Origin of the sequence: Acinetobacter bouvetii DSM 14964 = CIP 107468 (genome assembly GCF_000368865.1) — a bacterium.
Classification (GTDB): domain Bacteria; phylum Pseudomonadota; class Gammaproteobacteria; order Pseudomonadales; family Moraxellaceae; genus Acinetobacter; species Acinetobacter bouvetii.
Genome location: NZ_KB849725.1, coordinates 85,706 through 99,421, shown reverse-complemented (window position 1 = coordinate 99,421; position 13,716 = coordinate 85,706). Strand labels below are relative to the sequence as shown.

Here is a 13,716-nt window from a genome sequence, read left to right as displayed (position 1 = left end):
GGATTTTTAGCGTTTTTTTATGGACCCAATAAAGTCGTAAAAACAATAACTGAACTCTAGACTGAAGCCTGCGTTTTAAGCGTTCATCTTTTCAAATCAGCGCTGAAATGCCAAAATCAGCACATTAGCGGGACAAGTGCTTTATATTTTAAATAGATTATTAAGGTAGTTTTTATTGATCATTTTAATGATGGATCATTCAAAATTGGATAGCTTTCAGATCTATCTTCATCCTTTTTTCCTCTTAAAACCTGAGCAAAAAACACGGATTTCCAGTTTTTCATCGTTTCGGCGCCATGGTAGCAGTTCACTTCAGGCAGCATGCCGCAGCTGAATCCGCTCAAATGGACTGCCTGCCGCGTTTTCTTTGATCACCCCGCCTTTGTGTAAATTTCGCAGAATATCCGCTTGCTTGTTTGAAATAGGCTTTGTATAAAGAATTTTATGGCTTTGACTAAAGCATATTGTTCTTATGCTTACGATCAGTCATAATTTGCATAAGCATTATTCAGCCGCCATGAAGCGCATTGATTTTGCTATAAATCAAAATACGAACCCATCCAAATTCATGTTTCCCAAACTTCGCTTCGGATGGACAAATAGGATTTTTTTCAAAATGACTCAGCAAGCACAGACCATTCAAGGCTCAATTGTCGCAATCGTCACCCCCATGTTTGAAGATGGAAGCGTAGATTGGAAGGGTCTAGAGAAGCTGGTTGAGTGGCATATTGCCCAAGGCACCAACAGCATTGTTGCCGTCGGCACCACAGGCGAAGCATCAACGCTAAGCATGGCTGAACACACGCAAGTGATCAAAGAAATCATCCGTGTGGCCAATAAGCGCATTCCGATTATTGCCGGCACTGGCGCAAACTCTACCCATGAAGCGATTGAGCTGACCAAAGAAGCCAAAGAGCTGGGGGCGGACGCTGCCCTGCTGGTAACGCCATACTATAACAAACCGACGCAGGAAGGCTTGTTCCAGCACTATAAAGCCATTGCTGAAGCGGCTGACATGCCGATGATTCTTTATAACGTCCCTGGCCGTACAGGCGTCGACATGGAAAACGAAACTGTGATCCGCCTAGCTGACATTGCGCAAATTGTCGGCATTAAAGACGCTACCGGCGATGTGCCGCGCGGCCAAGCCCTGATTGAAGGCTTAAAAGGCAAAGACATGACCGTGTATTCAGGCGATGATGCAACTGCTTACCAATTGATGGGCTTAGGCGCGCAGGGCAATATTTCTGTAACAGCCAATGTTGCGCCAAAAGCAATGAGCGAAGTCTGCGCCGCTGCGATTGCCGGCGATGCGGCTGGCGCTGAACTGCTGAATGCCAAAGTTGCAAATTTACACAATATTCTATTTTGCGAATCTAACCCGATTCCTGTGAAATGGGCACTTCATGACATGGGCTTAATCGGCGCAGGCATCCGCTTGCCGTTAACTCCGCTAGCAGAACAATACCGCGCACCGCTTCATGAAGCATTAGCCGATGCGGGCGTTATTCAATAAAGAGCAAAATATTATGCAATTACGTTTAGGATTAACCCTTGCGCTTTCTGTATTCAGTTTAGCCGGCTGCAGTTCCCTCGCCTTTAACAATGGCACCTTGGACTACAAAGACACAACCGAGCTTAATCCGCTGCAATATCCTGAAGGCTCCATGGTTCGTCCTGCAACGCCGCTGTATCCTGCTCCAACGGTTGATCAGCTTGCTATTGAGCATGCCCCTAAACTGGAAAATCAGAAAGGCAACCGTTTTTCCCTGCCGCGTCCTGATGAAAATCAGGAACACGCCATCTCTGATGCCGGCCAGGCCGAAGAAGCTGCTATCAGCCGTCCTCAGCTGGTCACAGACGGAAATCAGAATCCATTGCTCAAAATCGATGGGAATTCTGCTACAATTTGGCAATACACGCTTGCTACCCTCAGCAGCCTTAATCATACCGTCGTTGCTCAAAGCAAAAACCGTTACGAAGTAACTGTTAAAGTCGATCAGCAAACCTATATTTTAAAGCTTTCATCTGTGGGGTCCAGCAACAGCCTTGCTGTGTTCAATGCCGATAACAGTTTTGCAGACAAACAAACCGCTGCAGACCTGTTAACTCAGATTTACCAAAATTGGCCAGCCTAGACACTTCTAGGCATTTTTTTTGAAAAAGGTTCCCTCCATGTTAAAACAAACCTTGCTCTATACTGGTAAAGCGAAATCTGTTTATGAAACAGACAGCGCAGATCACCTCATCCTAGTCTTCCGTGACGATGCATCCGCATTCAACGGCGAGAAAATCGAACAGCTGGATCGTAAAGGTAAGGTGAACAACCGTTTTAACGCCTTTATCATGGAAAAATTGGCTGCTGCCGGCATTGAAACGCACTTTGAAAAGCTTCTTTCTCCGACTGAAGTTTTAGTCAAAAAATTGAAAATGATTCCTGTTGAATGTGTCGTGCGCAACTACGCAGCGGGTTCATTGTGCCGCCGCCTGGGTGTTGAAGAAGGCAAAGAACTGGTTCCGCCTACGTTTGAACTGTTCTTTAAAGACGACGCGTTGGGCGATCCAATGGTCAACGAATCTCAGGCGATTTCTTTAGGCTGGGCTACTGCTGAACAGCTGGCTCAAATGAAAGAGCTGACTTATAAAGTAAACGTCGTGCTTAAAGAGTTATTTGCTGCTGGCGGCATGCTGCTGGTGGACTTTAAACTTGAATTCGGCGTGTTCCATGACCGTATCGTTTTAGGTGATGAATTCTCTCCAGACGGCTGCCGCCTGTGGGATAAAGACACCAAGAAAAAATTGGATAAAGACCGTTTCCGCCAAGGCTTAGGCGGTGTGGTTGAAGCATATGAAGAAGTCGCTGCCCGTATCGGCATCGATCTTTCAGACATCTAATGCATGTCTAAGCTTTAAAGCAAAAAGCCGGGCATTCAGCCCGGTTTTTTTTGACAGAAAATAAACTGCAGAGCTTTGCCAGCCCGCCGCGCTCCAGAATGCATCTTTCAGGGACATTCTCTTTTGCCCAGCCCCTCAGCTGGGTTTTTATTGCTGTTGCTGCTGTTCCTGCATCCAGCGGCGCTGCTGCAGGCGCTCGCCTTCCACTTCGCGTTTATTGCGCGCAGATTCATACAGTTTGGTGCCCTTGAGTTCCGGCGGCAAATATTCCTGCAGCACAAAATGCTCTGGATAATTATGCGGATACAGATAGTCCACGCCATAGCCCTGTTCTTTCATCAGTTTGGTCGGCGCATTGCGCAAATGCAGCGGTACAGGCAAATTCGCAGTCTTTTCCGCAAGGCTCATGGCCTGATTGATGGCTAAATAGGTGCTGTTGCTTTTGGCGCTGGTGGCTAAATACACGGCGCACTGCCCAAGGATAATCCGCGCTTCAGGCATGCCCAGAGCCTGTACAGAGCGGAAGCATTCTCCCGCCAGCAGCAGCGCATTCGGATTGGAATTGCCGATATCTTCAGAAGACAAGATCAGCATGCGCCGCGCAATAAATACCGGGTCTTCCCCGCCTTTCAGCATGCGCGCGAGCCAATACAAGGCAGCATCAGGATCACTGCCGCGGATGGACTTGATCATGGCGGAAACCAAATCATAGTGCTGTTCGCCAGACTTGTCATAACGGGCAATATTCTGCTGCGCGACTTTCACCACCACCGCATTGGTGATGATGTTTTCCTCATCCGGTTCGAAGGTGCTGGCGATTAAATCCAGCAAATTAAGCGCCTTGCGCGCGTCTCCAGCGGCAAACTGCACCAGCGCTTCAAATTCTTCAATTTGGATATAACGCGCTTTGAGAAAACTGTCTGTACGCAGCGCATGCGACAGCAGGGTTTGAATGGATTCGGCGTCCAGCGCATTCAGGGTATACACTTGGCAGCGCGACAGCAATGCGCTATTGACTTCAAAAGACGGATTTTCTGTTGTTGCGCCAATCAGCGTTATCTTGCCTTTTTCGACCGCATTCAGCAGCGCATCCTGCTGTGATTTGTTAAAACGGTGAATCTCATCAATAAACACCACAGGGGGCAATAAGTCACCGCCATCCGCAATCACTTCACGCAGTTCCTTGACCCCCGTATTCAGCGCCGATAAGCTGACAAATGGCCGGTCGACCGCCTGCGCCAGCAGCAGCGCGACGGTGGTTTTCCCAACGCCTGGCGGCCCCCAGAAAATAATGGACGGCAAATGCCCCTGATCAATCATCTGGCGCAGCGGCGCCTGATCTCCCAGCAAGTGATCCTGTCCAATAATTTCGGAAAGGTCTCGGGGTCTAATACGTTCGGGTAGCGGAATATTGCTGTCTGACATCTTCTGATTTCACGGCTGCTAAAAACACGTCGGAAACCATTCTAACACCAGGATTTTAAATCCATGAGCATTATTCATGCAGCCTCCGCCTATATGCTGAAAATTACTCATTGATGAGTTAGTCGAAATGCTCTATGCAAAGCCGAATAAATATGTTTAATTCATTGAGCATTATTAAAATATTTTTATCAAAGAATCAATTTTCCACACTATAAAATGTGATTAATGTCATAATTTGAAACGCAATCATTAAATGGTGGACGTAATGAAGTCGTCATTGAAAAGCAAAGCGCATGCATCCAGGCCGATTAAATCAGAAATTGCAGCCCAATTTCAGCCTCCTGCTATGTTTACAATGCCGGCACTCACCAATCCACCGCCCCATTCTTTCATGGATGATCTGCATTTGCCGATTTGGATCAAAACGCAGCACAGCTCCCCCTATTTCAACAGCGCAATGGCGCAATTTATGGGCCTTGAACAAAAACCGGTTAATGACGAACAGTGGCTTCAGTACATCCATCCTGAAGACTTAGAACACTTGATTATCCTTTGGCGCACAGCCACTTTGACCTCCAAAAGCTTTCATAAAGACTGCCGCGTTAAACACGCTAAACTGGGTTACCGCATGTGCAGCCTGCAGATTAATTTTCCCGCGGCCGAACAGCCCTTATATCAATGGCTGCTCAGCATCACCGACATCCATGAAGAATATGAAAAGCAGCTGCTGCTCAGCCAGCAGATTTTCCGGCAAAATAAAATGCTGGATGCCAGCGTAGACTGCATTAAAATCTTAACGCCAGATGGCAAAGTGATGCATATGAACCGCTCAGGCTGTTTAGCGCTGGGAATCTCCGCCGATGAAAAAAAATTCGGCATGCCTTGGCTGAATTTATTGCCCGGCGATGTCCGCACAGCGGGTGAAAAGGCCTTGCATTTGGCGGCCTCAGGGCAAAATGCGCGCTTTGCAGCCAAAAGCCTGACGTCTGGGCAGGAAGTGCAGCATTGGGATCATATTTTAACGCCCATCATCGATGAAAACGGGGCTACGCAGCAGATTTTGTGCGTATCCCGGAATATCAGCCCGCAAATGATAGCCGAAGAAAAATTGCAGCACGTCATTGAAGAAGATCAATTAACTGGCCTGCTGAACCGCCGGGCATTCAATAAATTATTCAAAATGACCTTGCAGGATGCGCAAAACCGCCAGCAGCAAGTCGGCCTGCTGCTCATCGATTTAGATTATTTCAAGCACGTCAATGACACGCTGGGACATACTGCAGGCGACCACCTGCTGGTGACTTTAGGACAGCGCTTCCAGAACTGTTTTGATGAGCAGATTACCGTAGCGCGTTTAGGCGGTGATGAATTTGCGATTTTAGTGCCTCATCTGAAAAGCCAGGAGCAGCTGCTGAGCATCGCGCATCAGGCCTGGATGCAAATGGAGTTGCCGATCAGCTATACAGGGCAATCCATTAATGGCGGCATGAGTATCGGCTGCTCAATTTATCCGGGCAATGCGCAAAATGCGTCAAATTTATTGAAATGTGCGGACATTGCCTTAAACGATTTAAAGTCCAGCGGCCGCGGCGGCATCCGCATGTTTACTCAATCCATGTTTGAAGCGCTGAAAGTGACCACCAAACAGCTGACCTTAGCCCGCAGCATTTTAAAATTAGACAGCATTGAGCCATATTATCAGCCGAAAGTGCTGCTGCAGGATGGCCGCGTCATTGGATTTGAAGCGCTGCTGCGCTGGCATGACCAGGAAGGGCAATTACAGCTGCCTTGCAATATTTTCGCCGCTTTTCATGATTATGAACTCGCCTCTGGCATCAGCGACACCATGCACCGCAAAATTTTTAAAGATATTCGGCAATGGATGGCGGATGGAATGGAGGTGATGCCAATCTCTATTAATGCCGCCCCTGTTGAATTCTTGCGAGATGACTATGCTGAAAAACTGCTGAAGCGCATGCATGCATATGGCATTCCGCACCATCTGATTGAAGTTGAAATTACCGAACAAAGCCTCTCCGAGCACGGCGCCGACTATGTGATCCGCGCGCTGAACCTGCTGAAAGCAGCCGGTATTCAAATTTCTCTGGACGATTTTGGCACAGGGCATTCCTCATTAACCCGCTTAAGGGACTACCCGATTGACTGCATTAAAATTGATAAAAATTTTGTCGAACGCATGACCAATGACCAGTCTGCTTTGGCCATCGTTAAAACCATCAGCCAGCTGGGCAGCAGCATCGCGCTGGACATTTTAGTTGAAGGCATCGAAACAACTGAGCAGCTGGAAATTTTAAAATCCTGCAATTGCCTTAAAGGGCAAGGTTTTTATTTTTATATGCCAATGAACCATTCAGATGCGGAACAGCTGCTGCCGCGGCTGTAACGCCGTCTTTTTCCCATGCAAGACCGCAATGAACCGGAGAGCGGATTTTATCCATGTATTTAATCAGCGCCTGTTTAGCCGGACAGCCTGTCCGCTATGACGGCAAAGCCTATGAGCATGCTGCCATCCAAAAGCTGATCCGCCAGAAATTAGCCATCACCGCCTGCCCCGAAATGCTCGGCGGGCTTGCCTGCCCGCGGGCAGCGGCAGAAATTTCAGGCGGGACTGCACAGGATGTTTTGGCAGGCCATGCGCAGGTCTTGACTGGGGATGGCGCAGATGTGACGGCCGCTTTTATTTCAGGCGCCTATAAAACACTGGCATTGGCACAAAAACACCATGTTCAAATGGCGGTTCTTAAAGAAAATAGTCCGTCCTGCGGATGCAACTTGATTTACGACGGCAGCTTCAGCAGCAGAAAGATAGCCGGTTCAGGCATTACAGCGGCCTTGCTGCAGCTGCATGGCTTTCAGGTCATCTCTGAACTGGAGTTCTTTGAATATTTAAATCAGCGCAGCGCTCATTTCAAATAATGTTGCGGCCTGCATTGCAAATGCATTCCCGGTCAGGACAAAAAAGCATCATTGAGACCTTCAAACCGCAGTGCATGCTTAGCGCACCCAGCGCACGATATAGTCGTCAATTTCATCTTCGTCCACCTCTTTTTCGCTGATGCAGCGCCCCGCCGCTGATTTTCTCGCTTGAATAATGCTGTCACGGCTGCCGGTGTTTAAATAATGCCATGCAGGCAAACTTTTGCCTTCATTCAGCCGGCGGTAGGCGCAGCTTGCCGGCAGCCAGTAAATTTTCTGCAGCCTTTCAGGGGTCAGCTGAATACAGTCGGGCACAAACTGCAGGCGGTCAGCATAATTTGAACAATGCCCTGTGGCGCAGTCCAGCAATTGGCAAGCCACTTTGGTATACGCGACTTCCTGTGTTTCTTCATCTTCCAGCTTGATTAGACAGCACTTGCCGCAGCCATCGCATAGCGCTTCCCATTCGGCATGGGTCAGCTCAGATAAAGCGTAATTTTTCCAAAATTGCGGGCGAATGGCATCCGTCATGGTCTAAAATTCAGTTTAGGTCATCGGCGCAATTATAACAGCCTCCTCTCACTTTGGATTGCGGCTGTGCAATAGATACTTTTCAATCAGCCGTCACAATCTATTCAAAAGTTCCCAACAAAAGCATAACAATGTGCAAAATTCAATCAACCTATACTGAAGATCAGAATAAAAACACATGGAGAAGTACGATGTTTCGTTGGGCTATTATATTTGCAGTAATCGCATTAATTGCGAGCCTGCTCGGATTTGGCGGCGTTGCAGGGCTATCCAAAGATTTTGCAGTGATCCTGCTGGTGATTGCGGTGATTCTTGCGATTGTTGGTTTCCTGTCACGCGGAAAGGTATAGCGTACTTCTGCAGTCACTAAAAAAATAAGCGCCTCAATAGGCGCTTATTTTCAGGATTGTCTCTGCTTTTTATGGGCGCAAATGGCGCGGCCTGAAGCCGGATGCAATTAATGCAATGCCATATGCAGCGATGCCAACAACACATAATCCAATCACTTCAGCGACGCGGATCCACTGCGACACTTCACCGTTATACCAAGTTAACCCGTACCAAAGCGCAGCGATCATGGCAATATTGGCCAAAGCAAACTGCAGCGCCAGTTTTTTCCAATGCGCGCCAAAACGGAAAATATTGCGTTTATGCAAATAGAAGTACAGCATGCCCGCATTCACCAACGCAGAACCTGAAGACGCCAATGCCAGCGCCATATGCTCTGCATGCCAGTCAATTAGCTTAAAGAAGCCAATAAACACCACGTTTAAAATGGCATTGGCCGCTACTGCCATCAGGCCGACGCGTACTGGTGTTTTGGTGTCTTGCTGCGCATAGAAGCCCGGTGCAAAGACTTTAATCAGCATGAATGAAATCACGCCTGCGCTCATGCACTGCAGCGCCAAAGCGGTCATTTGCGTATCTTCCAGCGTAAATTCACCGCGCTGGAACAGCGCCTGAATAATGGGTGTTGACAGCATAAATAAGGCAATGCTTGCTGGAATGCCGACTAACATAATCACCTTGGCTGCCCAGTCAATCATGCCGCGGAATTTAGCCTGATCCTGCTCGGCATGGCGCGCCGACAGCGACGGCAAAATCACCGTGCCGATTGCGACCCCAATCAGGCCCAGCGGAAGTTCCGTCATGCGCTCTGCACTGTACAGCCAAGACACGGAGCCATCCTGCATAAACGATGCCCAAATGGTGTTCAGCAGCAGGTTGATCTGAGTCACTGAAACACCGAACAGCGCCGGCAGCATCAGTTTCATGATGCGGTCTACGCCTTCATGCTTGAAATCCACTTTGGGCGGGATCAGCAGTTTTTTGTTCCACAGTTCCGGAATCTGAATCGCCAGCTGTAAAATACCGGCGATCAGCACCGCCCAGCCCAAGGCCATAATCGGTTCGGCCATATACGGCGTCAGCCACACGGCCCCTGCAATCATCGCCAAATTCAGCAGGACTGGGGAAAAAGCCGGTGAAGTAAAGGAGCCGTAGCTGTTTAAAATACTGCTGGCGAAAGCCGTCAGCGACATAAACAGCAGATAGGGAATCGTCAGGCGGAACATGTCTGTCGCCAGCGCAAACTTCTCCGGATCATCATGGAAGCCTGGCGCATAGATATAGATGATCGCCGGCGCCGCCACCATCGCCACAAAGGTCAAAGCGCTCATAAAGGTGGTGAGGCAGCCGAATACCCGGCTGATCAGAATCTGCACTTCCGCATGGGTGCGGCCCGTTTTATATTCGGTCAGAACCGGAATAAAGGCCTGAGAAAATGCCCCTTCTGCAAACAGCCGCCGAAAAAAGTTCGGAATACGGAAAGCGACCACAAAGGTATCGAAATCTTTGCCTGCGCCAAATACATTCAGCAGCACAATATCGCGGACTAATCCCAAAATTCGGGACAGCATGGTCATTGCACTGACAATGACGGTCGATCGCCATAATGCCATCGTATTCACCTAATATTTTAATTGCCGCTATTGTAATGAAACTCCGGCTTAACTTTCATTGGTTAATTTAGAGCTAATGTTGTTATTTATTTATTTTTAAAATGGTGCAATTCCGCTCTGAACTTGGACCAGTCAAAAAATGGGCCAGGATCCGTCTTGCGCCCCGGCGCGATATCGGAATGTCCCGCCAAGTGCTGCTGAATTTTTGGATAAGCCCGCTGCAGGCAGGCCGTAACCGCAGTCAGCGCCTGATACTGCGCCTCATCAAAGGGCAAATCATCACTGCCTTCCAGTTCAATGCCAATCGAATAATCATTGCATTCTTTTTGGCCTAAATAGCAGGAGCGGCCCGCATGCCATGCGCGGTCCTTGAAATTGACGAACTGCAGCACCTCTCCGCTTCTTAAAATCAGCAGATGCGCAGACACCTGCATGCCTTCAATGCTTTGAAAATACGGATGCGCAGACCAATCCAGCCGGTTTTGAAAAAACTGCTCGATATAGCCGCCGCCAAATTGAGACGGCGGCAGGCTGATGTTGTGCACCACCACCAGCTGAATATCCGCCTGTTCAGGCCGCTGATTGTAATTGGGCGATGGCACTTGGCGCGCGCCGATCAGCTGGCCATCACGAACCTGAAAGCTTGTTGCTGGGGACATAAATCCATCCTAATAGGCTGCAAAGAATGCTGGAGGCCAGCAAAGAGATGGCTCCCATGCTAAAACTTTCCTTGGTAAATCTCAATTCAGCATTTCAGCTGTATGAAAAATCGCTCATTTTTCAGGAACAATGTTAATATAGCGCGCAAATTTCTTGGGTTAATAGAGACGGAACTTTATGAGCATCTCTCAATCTTTGCTGGAACAATCCATCCAAATCAATATTCAGCAGGCGCTGCAGGAAGATATTGGCGATGGAGACATCACTGCCCTATTAACCCCTGAGGATGAGCAGGCTTCCGCCACAATCATCAGCCGTGAAGGCATGGTTCTTGCTGGCCAGCCATGGGTGAATGCCTTGATTCAGGCCTATGATCCATCTGTGCAGGTGACTTGGCTGAAAAATGACGGCGACCGCGTTGCGCCGGATGAAGCGTTTCTAAAGCTGGCAGGTTCCGCGCGCAGCCTGCTGACCGTGGAACGTCCAGCGCTGAACTTTGTGCAGACGCTGTCCGCTGTCGCAACCAAAACCGCTGAATATGTGAAGCAGCTGGACGGTTTAAAGACCAAACTGCTGGATACACGCAAAACCCTGCCGGGCCTGCGCATTGCGCAAAAATATGCAGTTGCGGTCGGCGGCGGGCAAAACCACCGCTTGGGCTTATTTGATGCCTTTTTAATTAAAGAAAACCACATTATGGCGGCGGGCGGCATCGCTCAGGCCATTGCCAAAGCGCACAGCATTGCCCCGGGCAAGCTTGTGGAAGTTGAAGTTGAAAACTGGGATGAGCTGAATCAAGCGCTGGAAGCGAATGCGGATATTGTGATGCTGGACAATTTCAGCCAGCAGCAAATGATGGATGCGGTGAAGCACGTTGCTGGACGCTGCAAGCTGGAAGCTTCAGGCAATATCACCATTGAAAACCTGCGCGAAGTGGCCACGACAGGCGTGGACTATATTTCGATGGGCGTATTGACCAAGGATGTCAAAGCTGTGGATTTATCCATGCGTTTTAATGCCTAAACTCAAACTGCAAATATAAAAAAGCGCCTGCAGCAGGCGCTTTTTTATTTCAGTCATTCATGCTGGCTATTCAGCGCCCATAAACGGATCTGAATAGCCATCCTTGCCTGTTTCAATGCGTCCCGCAAAACGGCGCTCAAAACTGCTGCCATTATTCAATGTCACGCTAAAATCATACCAGCCATGCACACTTTGCATATCCAGCACCACTTCGCTTTCATTGGCAGCGCTTTTGATCTGCCACGTTTTACCGTCTAAATAGGCATTGGCTTTCACGGTGAGATCAGCGCTCTGCTGCCCATCATGACGGATTTTCAAAAAGATGCGCGGCGCGCATTCTTCCATGCACACTCGAATTTCCGGCAGCGCCTGCAGCTGCTCTTTTTCATTTAAGTCGCCTTTGAATGCGCGATGAAAACCGTTCGGCCCCAAAACCCACAAATCATACTGGCCGTTTTTCAGCGTCCAGTCATCTTCCAGCTGCTTGCCTGCTTGCACCATATAGCGTCTCGGCACAGCACTTAAATCCAGCTGGTCATAGACATGAAACACGCCTGCCTGCACGCCGGTATTCGAGAACAGCAGCTTCACCGCGCCTGCGCCTGCATTCACTTTCGCGCTGGCATGCAGCATATACGGCAGCGCACGTGATGGGCGCAAGCCCGTTTCCTGTTTCGGTTTGGCCTGCAGCACCGGCACCTGCACCTGACTCAACTTTTCCTGATTGCTGCGGATGATATCCGCCTGTTCCTTGCTTTTGCTGCCCTCCAAACTCGGCAGCATGCTGGTATTGGGCGTTTTAAAATCAAAAGCAGACAGCAAATCACCGCAAACCGCACGGCGGTACGGGCTGATATTCGGTTCATTCACTCCAAAACGCTGCTCTAGAAACTGGATAATGGAGGTATGGTCAAACACTTGCGAATTGACCCAGCCGCCGCGGCTCCACGGCGAGATTACATACATCGGCACCCTTACGCCCGGCCCATATACCCCGTGCCAGAAATTCACATTTTCACCGTTTACAAATTCACGGCGCGGCTGCGATGTCGAACCTGCCACAGGCGGATGGTTAAAATATTCAAAAGACAGCTGTTCATCGCTCAGCGTAGTTTTGCCATGCACTTTCAGCACTTCACCGCTGGCGTTAATTTCCCGCGATGGCGCAGAAGGTGACGGCATATGGTCAAAAAAGCCGTCATTTTCATCAAAGTTCACCAGCAGCACGGTTTGGCTCCACAGTTCCGGCTGATCCGTCAATGCATTCAGCAGTTCCTGAATATACCAAGCGCCCTGCACGGGGCTGGATGGCCCAGGATGCTCACTATAGGCTGCTGGCGCCACAATCCAGCTGACCTGCGGCAATTTGCCCGCAGCTAAATCCTGCTTGAACTGCCCCAGCAAACCGCCGTCGTTCGGCATGGTATTGGCAATGCCTTTATACAGCGGTTCTTTGGCGTCGACCGCTTCATCATAAGCAGGGCAGATGGGGAGGCTGTGGCTGACTGGCTGGCCTGACTGCTCGTTCGCAGCACGATATTGCTTAAAGCCCGCCAAGGGATTATCGGTAAAGTTGTCAGGCATATTTTGATAAACCTTCCAGCTGACGCCGGCCTGCTGCAAACGTTCTGGATACGTCGTCCAGTCATAGCCCACGGCAGAGCTGCCGATGCCGTCAAATTCATTCACTACGCTGGCTGTACCTGAACCGGTCGGGCCGTTGGTTCCCGTCCAAATAAATTTGCGGTTCGGATTGGTGCCGGCATGCATGGCGCAATGATAGGCGTCGCATAGGGTAAAGGCATCGGCCAAAGCATACTGAAATTCAGCTTCGGCTTTTTTGTAATAGCCCATTGACTGCGGATTTTTATGTTCAACCCAGTTGCCCATGCGCCCGCAGTTCCATGCCGCCTGCCCGTCTTTCCAAGAATGCGGCGTGCCGCTGACGCGCTGCGCATTGCCCAAACGGCTGTCGAGATGATAGGGATAATACAGCTGATTATTTTTGCCATACTGCTGCCAGACTTTGCGCCCACCCGCCAGCGGAATGCCGAAGCGGTCGCCAAAGCCACGCACGCCTTTCAGCATGCCGAAATAATTGTCAAAAGAGCGGTTTTCCTGCGTCAAAATCACCACATGCTTCACATCCTGCAAAGTCCCCGTTTCAACTTTGGCATCAATCGCCAAGGCTTTTTGAATGCTGAGCGGAAAACTGGCAAATGCGGCAGAGCCGAATAATGTTTTGGTCGAATTTATTAAAAAGTCACGGCGGTTCATTGTTCTA

General features: G+C 49.3%; 12 protein-coding genes. 7 read left to right on the top strand and 5 right to left on the bottom strand.

Annotated elements, in window-relative coordinates; translation table 11 throughout:
* Window positions 1-616 precede the first annotated feature (616 nt).
* The 3 genes from dapA to purC are packed head-to-tail and all read left to right on the top strand — an operon-like array spanning window position 617 to window position 2,895.
* Window positions 617-1,516, top strand: coding sequence for a 4-hydroxy-tetrahydrodipicolinate synthase (gene dapA, locus F941_RS00445; protein WP_005006616.1), 900 nt, complete (start codon window positions 617-619; stop codon window positions 1,514-1,516).
* Window positions 1,517-1,529: 13 nt separating this feature from the next.
* Window positions 1,530-2,138 carry a hypothetical protein gene (locus F941_RS00440; RefSeq protein ID WP_005006615.1) on the top strand — a complete coding sequence of 203 codons (609 nt, stop codon included), beginning with the start codon at window positions 1,530-1,532 and terminating at the stop codon, window positions 2,136-2,138.
* A 37-nt stretch (window positions 2,139-2,175) separates the two neighbouring features.
* Window positions 2,176-2,895: a phosphoribosylaminoimidazolesuccinocarboxamide synthase gene (purC, locus tag F941_RS00435; RefSeq protein ID WP_005006614.1), complete on the top strand. Its 720-nt coding sequence runs from the start codon at window positions 2,176-2,178 to the stop codon at window positions 2,893-2,895.
* A gap of 147 nt (window positions 2,896-3,042) precedes the next feature.
* On the opposite strand, the gene F941_RS00430 is transcribed toward purC, so the two are convergent.
* Window positions 3,043-4,320 (bottom strand): replication-associated recombination protein A, encoded by a 1,278-nt coding sequence (locus F941_RS00430; RefSeq protein ID WP_005006612.1) that lies wholly within the window; start codon window positions 4,318-4,320, stop codon window positions 3,043-3,045.
* A 265-nt stretch (window positions 4,321-4,585) separates the two neighbouring features.
* Here F941_RS00430 and F941_RS00425 point away from each other — a divergent pair, with 265 nt between their 5' ends.
* Both F941_RS00425 and F941_RS00420 read left to right on the top strand, forming a co-directional pair.
* Window positions 4,586-6,724: a sensor domain-containing protein gene (locus F941_RS00425; protein WP_005006610.1), complete on the top strand. Its 2,139-nt coding sequence runs from the start codon at window positions 4,586-4,588 to the stop codon at window positions 6,722-6,724.
* A 53-nt stretch (window positions 6,725-6,777) separates the two neighbouring features.
* The gene (locus F941_RS00420; protein WP_005006606.1) at window positions 6,778-7,257 is read left to right on the top strand and encodes a 2-thiouracil desulfurase family protein; all 480 of its coding nucleotides are present in this window, start codon (window positions 6,778-6,780) and stop codon (window positions 7,255-7,257) included.
* A 78-nt stretch (window positions 7,258-7,335) separates the two neighbouring features.
* Here the strand turns inward: F941_RS00420 and F941_RS00415 are convergent, their stop codons facing one another.
* Window positions 7,336-7,788: a YcgN family cysteine cluster protein gene (locus F941_RS00415; protein ID WP_005006604.1), complete on the bottom strand. Its 453-nt coding sequence runs from the start codon at window positions 7,786-7,788 to the stop codon at window positions 7,336-7,338.
* Between the two features lie 191 nt (window positions 7,789-7,979).
* Here F941_RS00415 and F941_RS16110 point away from each other — a divergent pair, with 191 nt between their 5' ends.
* Window positions 7,980-8,138, top strand: a complete 159-nt coding sequence (locus F941_RS16110) for a DUF1328 domain-containing protein (protein ID WP_005006601.1) — start codon at window positions 7,980-7,982, stop codon at window positions 8,136-8,138.
* A 69-nt stretch (window positions 8,139-8,207) separates the two neighbouring features.
* On the opposite strand, the gene murJ is transcribed toward F941_RS16110, so the two are convergent.
* Both murJ and ampD read right to left on the bottom strand, forming a co-directional pair.
* Window positions 8,208-9,758 carry a murein biosynthesis integral membrane protein MurJ gene (gene murJ, locus F941_RS00405; protein ID WP_171065486.1) on the bottom strand — a complete coding sequence of 517 codons (1,551 nt, stop codon included), beginning with the start codon at window positions 9,756-9,758 and terminating at the stop codon, window positions 8,208-8,210.
* Window positions 9,759-9,835: 77 nt separating this feature from the next.
* Window positions 9,836-10,408: a 1,6-anhydro-N-acetylmuramyl-L-alanine amidase AmpD gene (gene ampD, locus F941_RS00400; RefSeq protein WP_005006597.1), complete on the bottom strand. Its 573-nt coding sequence runs from the start codon at window positions 10,406-10,408 to the stop codon at window positions 9,836-9,838.
* A gap of 178 nt (window positions 10,409-10,586) precedes the next feature.
* Here ampD and nadC point away from each other — a divergent pair, with 178 nt between their 5' ends.
* Complete coding sequence (nadC, locus tag F941_RS00395) at window positions 10,587-11,432, top strand: carboxylating nicotinate-nucleotide diphosphorylase (protein WP_005006596.1); 846 nt, start codon at window positions 10,587-10,589, stop codon at window positions 11,430-11,432.
* A 66-nt stretch (window positions 11,433-11,498) separates the two neighbouring features.
* Here nadC and F941_RS00390 read toward each other — a convergent pair whose 3' ends face one another.
* Window positions 11,499-13,709 carry a phosphocholine-specific phospholipase C gene (locus F941_RS00390; RefSeq protein ID WP_005006591.1) on the bottom strand — a complete coding sequence of 737 codons (2,211 nt, stop codon included), beginning with the start codon at window positions 13,707-13,709 and terminating at the stop codon, window positions 11,499-11,501.
* Window positions 13,710-13,716: the final 7 nt, after the last annotated feature.

Bases quoted from the DNA above. Each gene is read 5' to 3' on its own strand.
- dapA (WP_005006616.1), top strand. From the start codon at position 617: ATGACTCAGCAAGCACAGACCATTCAAGGCTCAATTGTCGCAATCGTC.
- F941_RS00440 (WP_005006615.1), top strand. From the start codon at position 1,530: ATGCAATTACGTTTAGGATTAACCCTTGCGCTTTCTGTATTCAGTTTA.
- purC (WP_005006614.1), top strand. From the start codon at position 2,176: ATGTTAAAACAAACCTTGCTCTATACTGGTAAAGCGAAATCTGTTTAT.
- F941_RS00430 (WP_005006612.1), bottom strand. From the start codon at position 4,320: ATGTCAGACAGCAATATTCCGCTACCCGAACGTATTAGACCCCGAGAC.
- F941_RS00425 (WP_005006610.1), top strand. From the start codon at position 4,586: ATGAAGTCGTCATTGAAAAGCAAAGCGCATGCATCCAGGCCGATTAAA.
- F941_RS00420 (WP_005006606.1), top strand. From the start codon at position 6,778: ATGTATTTAATCAGCGCCTGTTTAGCCGGACAGCCTGTCCGCTATGAC.
- F941_RS00415 (WP_005006604.1), bottom strand. From the start codon at position 7,788: ATGACGGATGCCATTCGCCCGCAATTTTGGAAAAATTACGCTTTATCT.
- F941_RS16110 (WP_005006601.1), top strand. From the start codon at position 7,980: ATGTTTCGTTGGGCTATTATATTTGCAGTAATCGCATTAATTGCGAGC.
- ampD (WP_005006597.1), bottom strand. From the start codon at position 10,408: ATGTCCCCAGCAACAAGCTTTCAGGTTCGTGATGGCCAGCTGATCGGC.
- nadC (WP_005006596.1), top strand. From the start codon at position 10,587: ATGAGCATCTCTCAATCTTTGCTGGAACAATCCATCCAAATCAATATT.
- F941_RS00390 (WP_005006591.1), bottom strand. From the start codon at position 13,709: ATGAACCGCCGTGACTTTTTAATAAATTCGACCAAAACATTATTCGGC.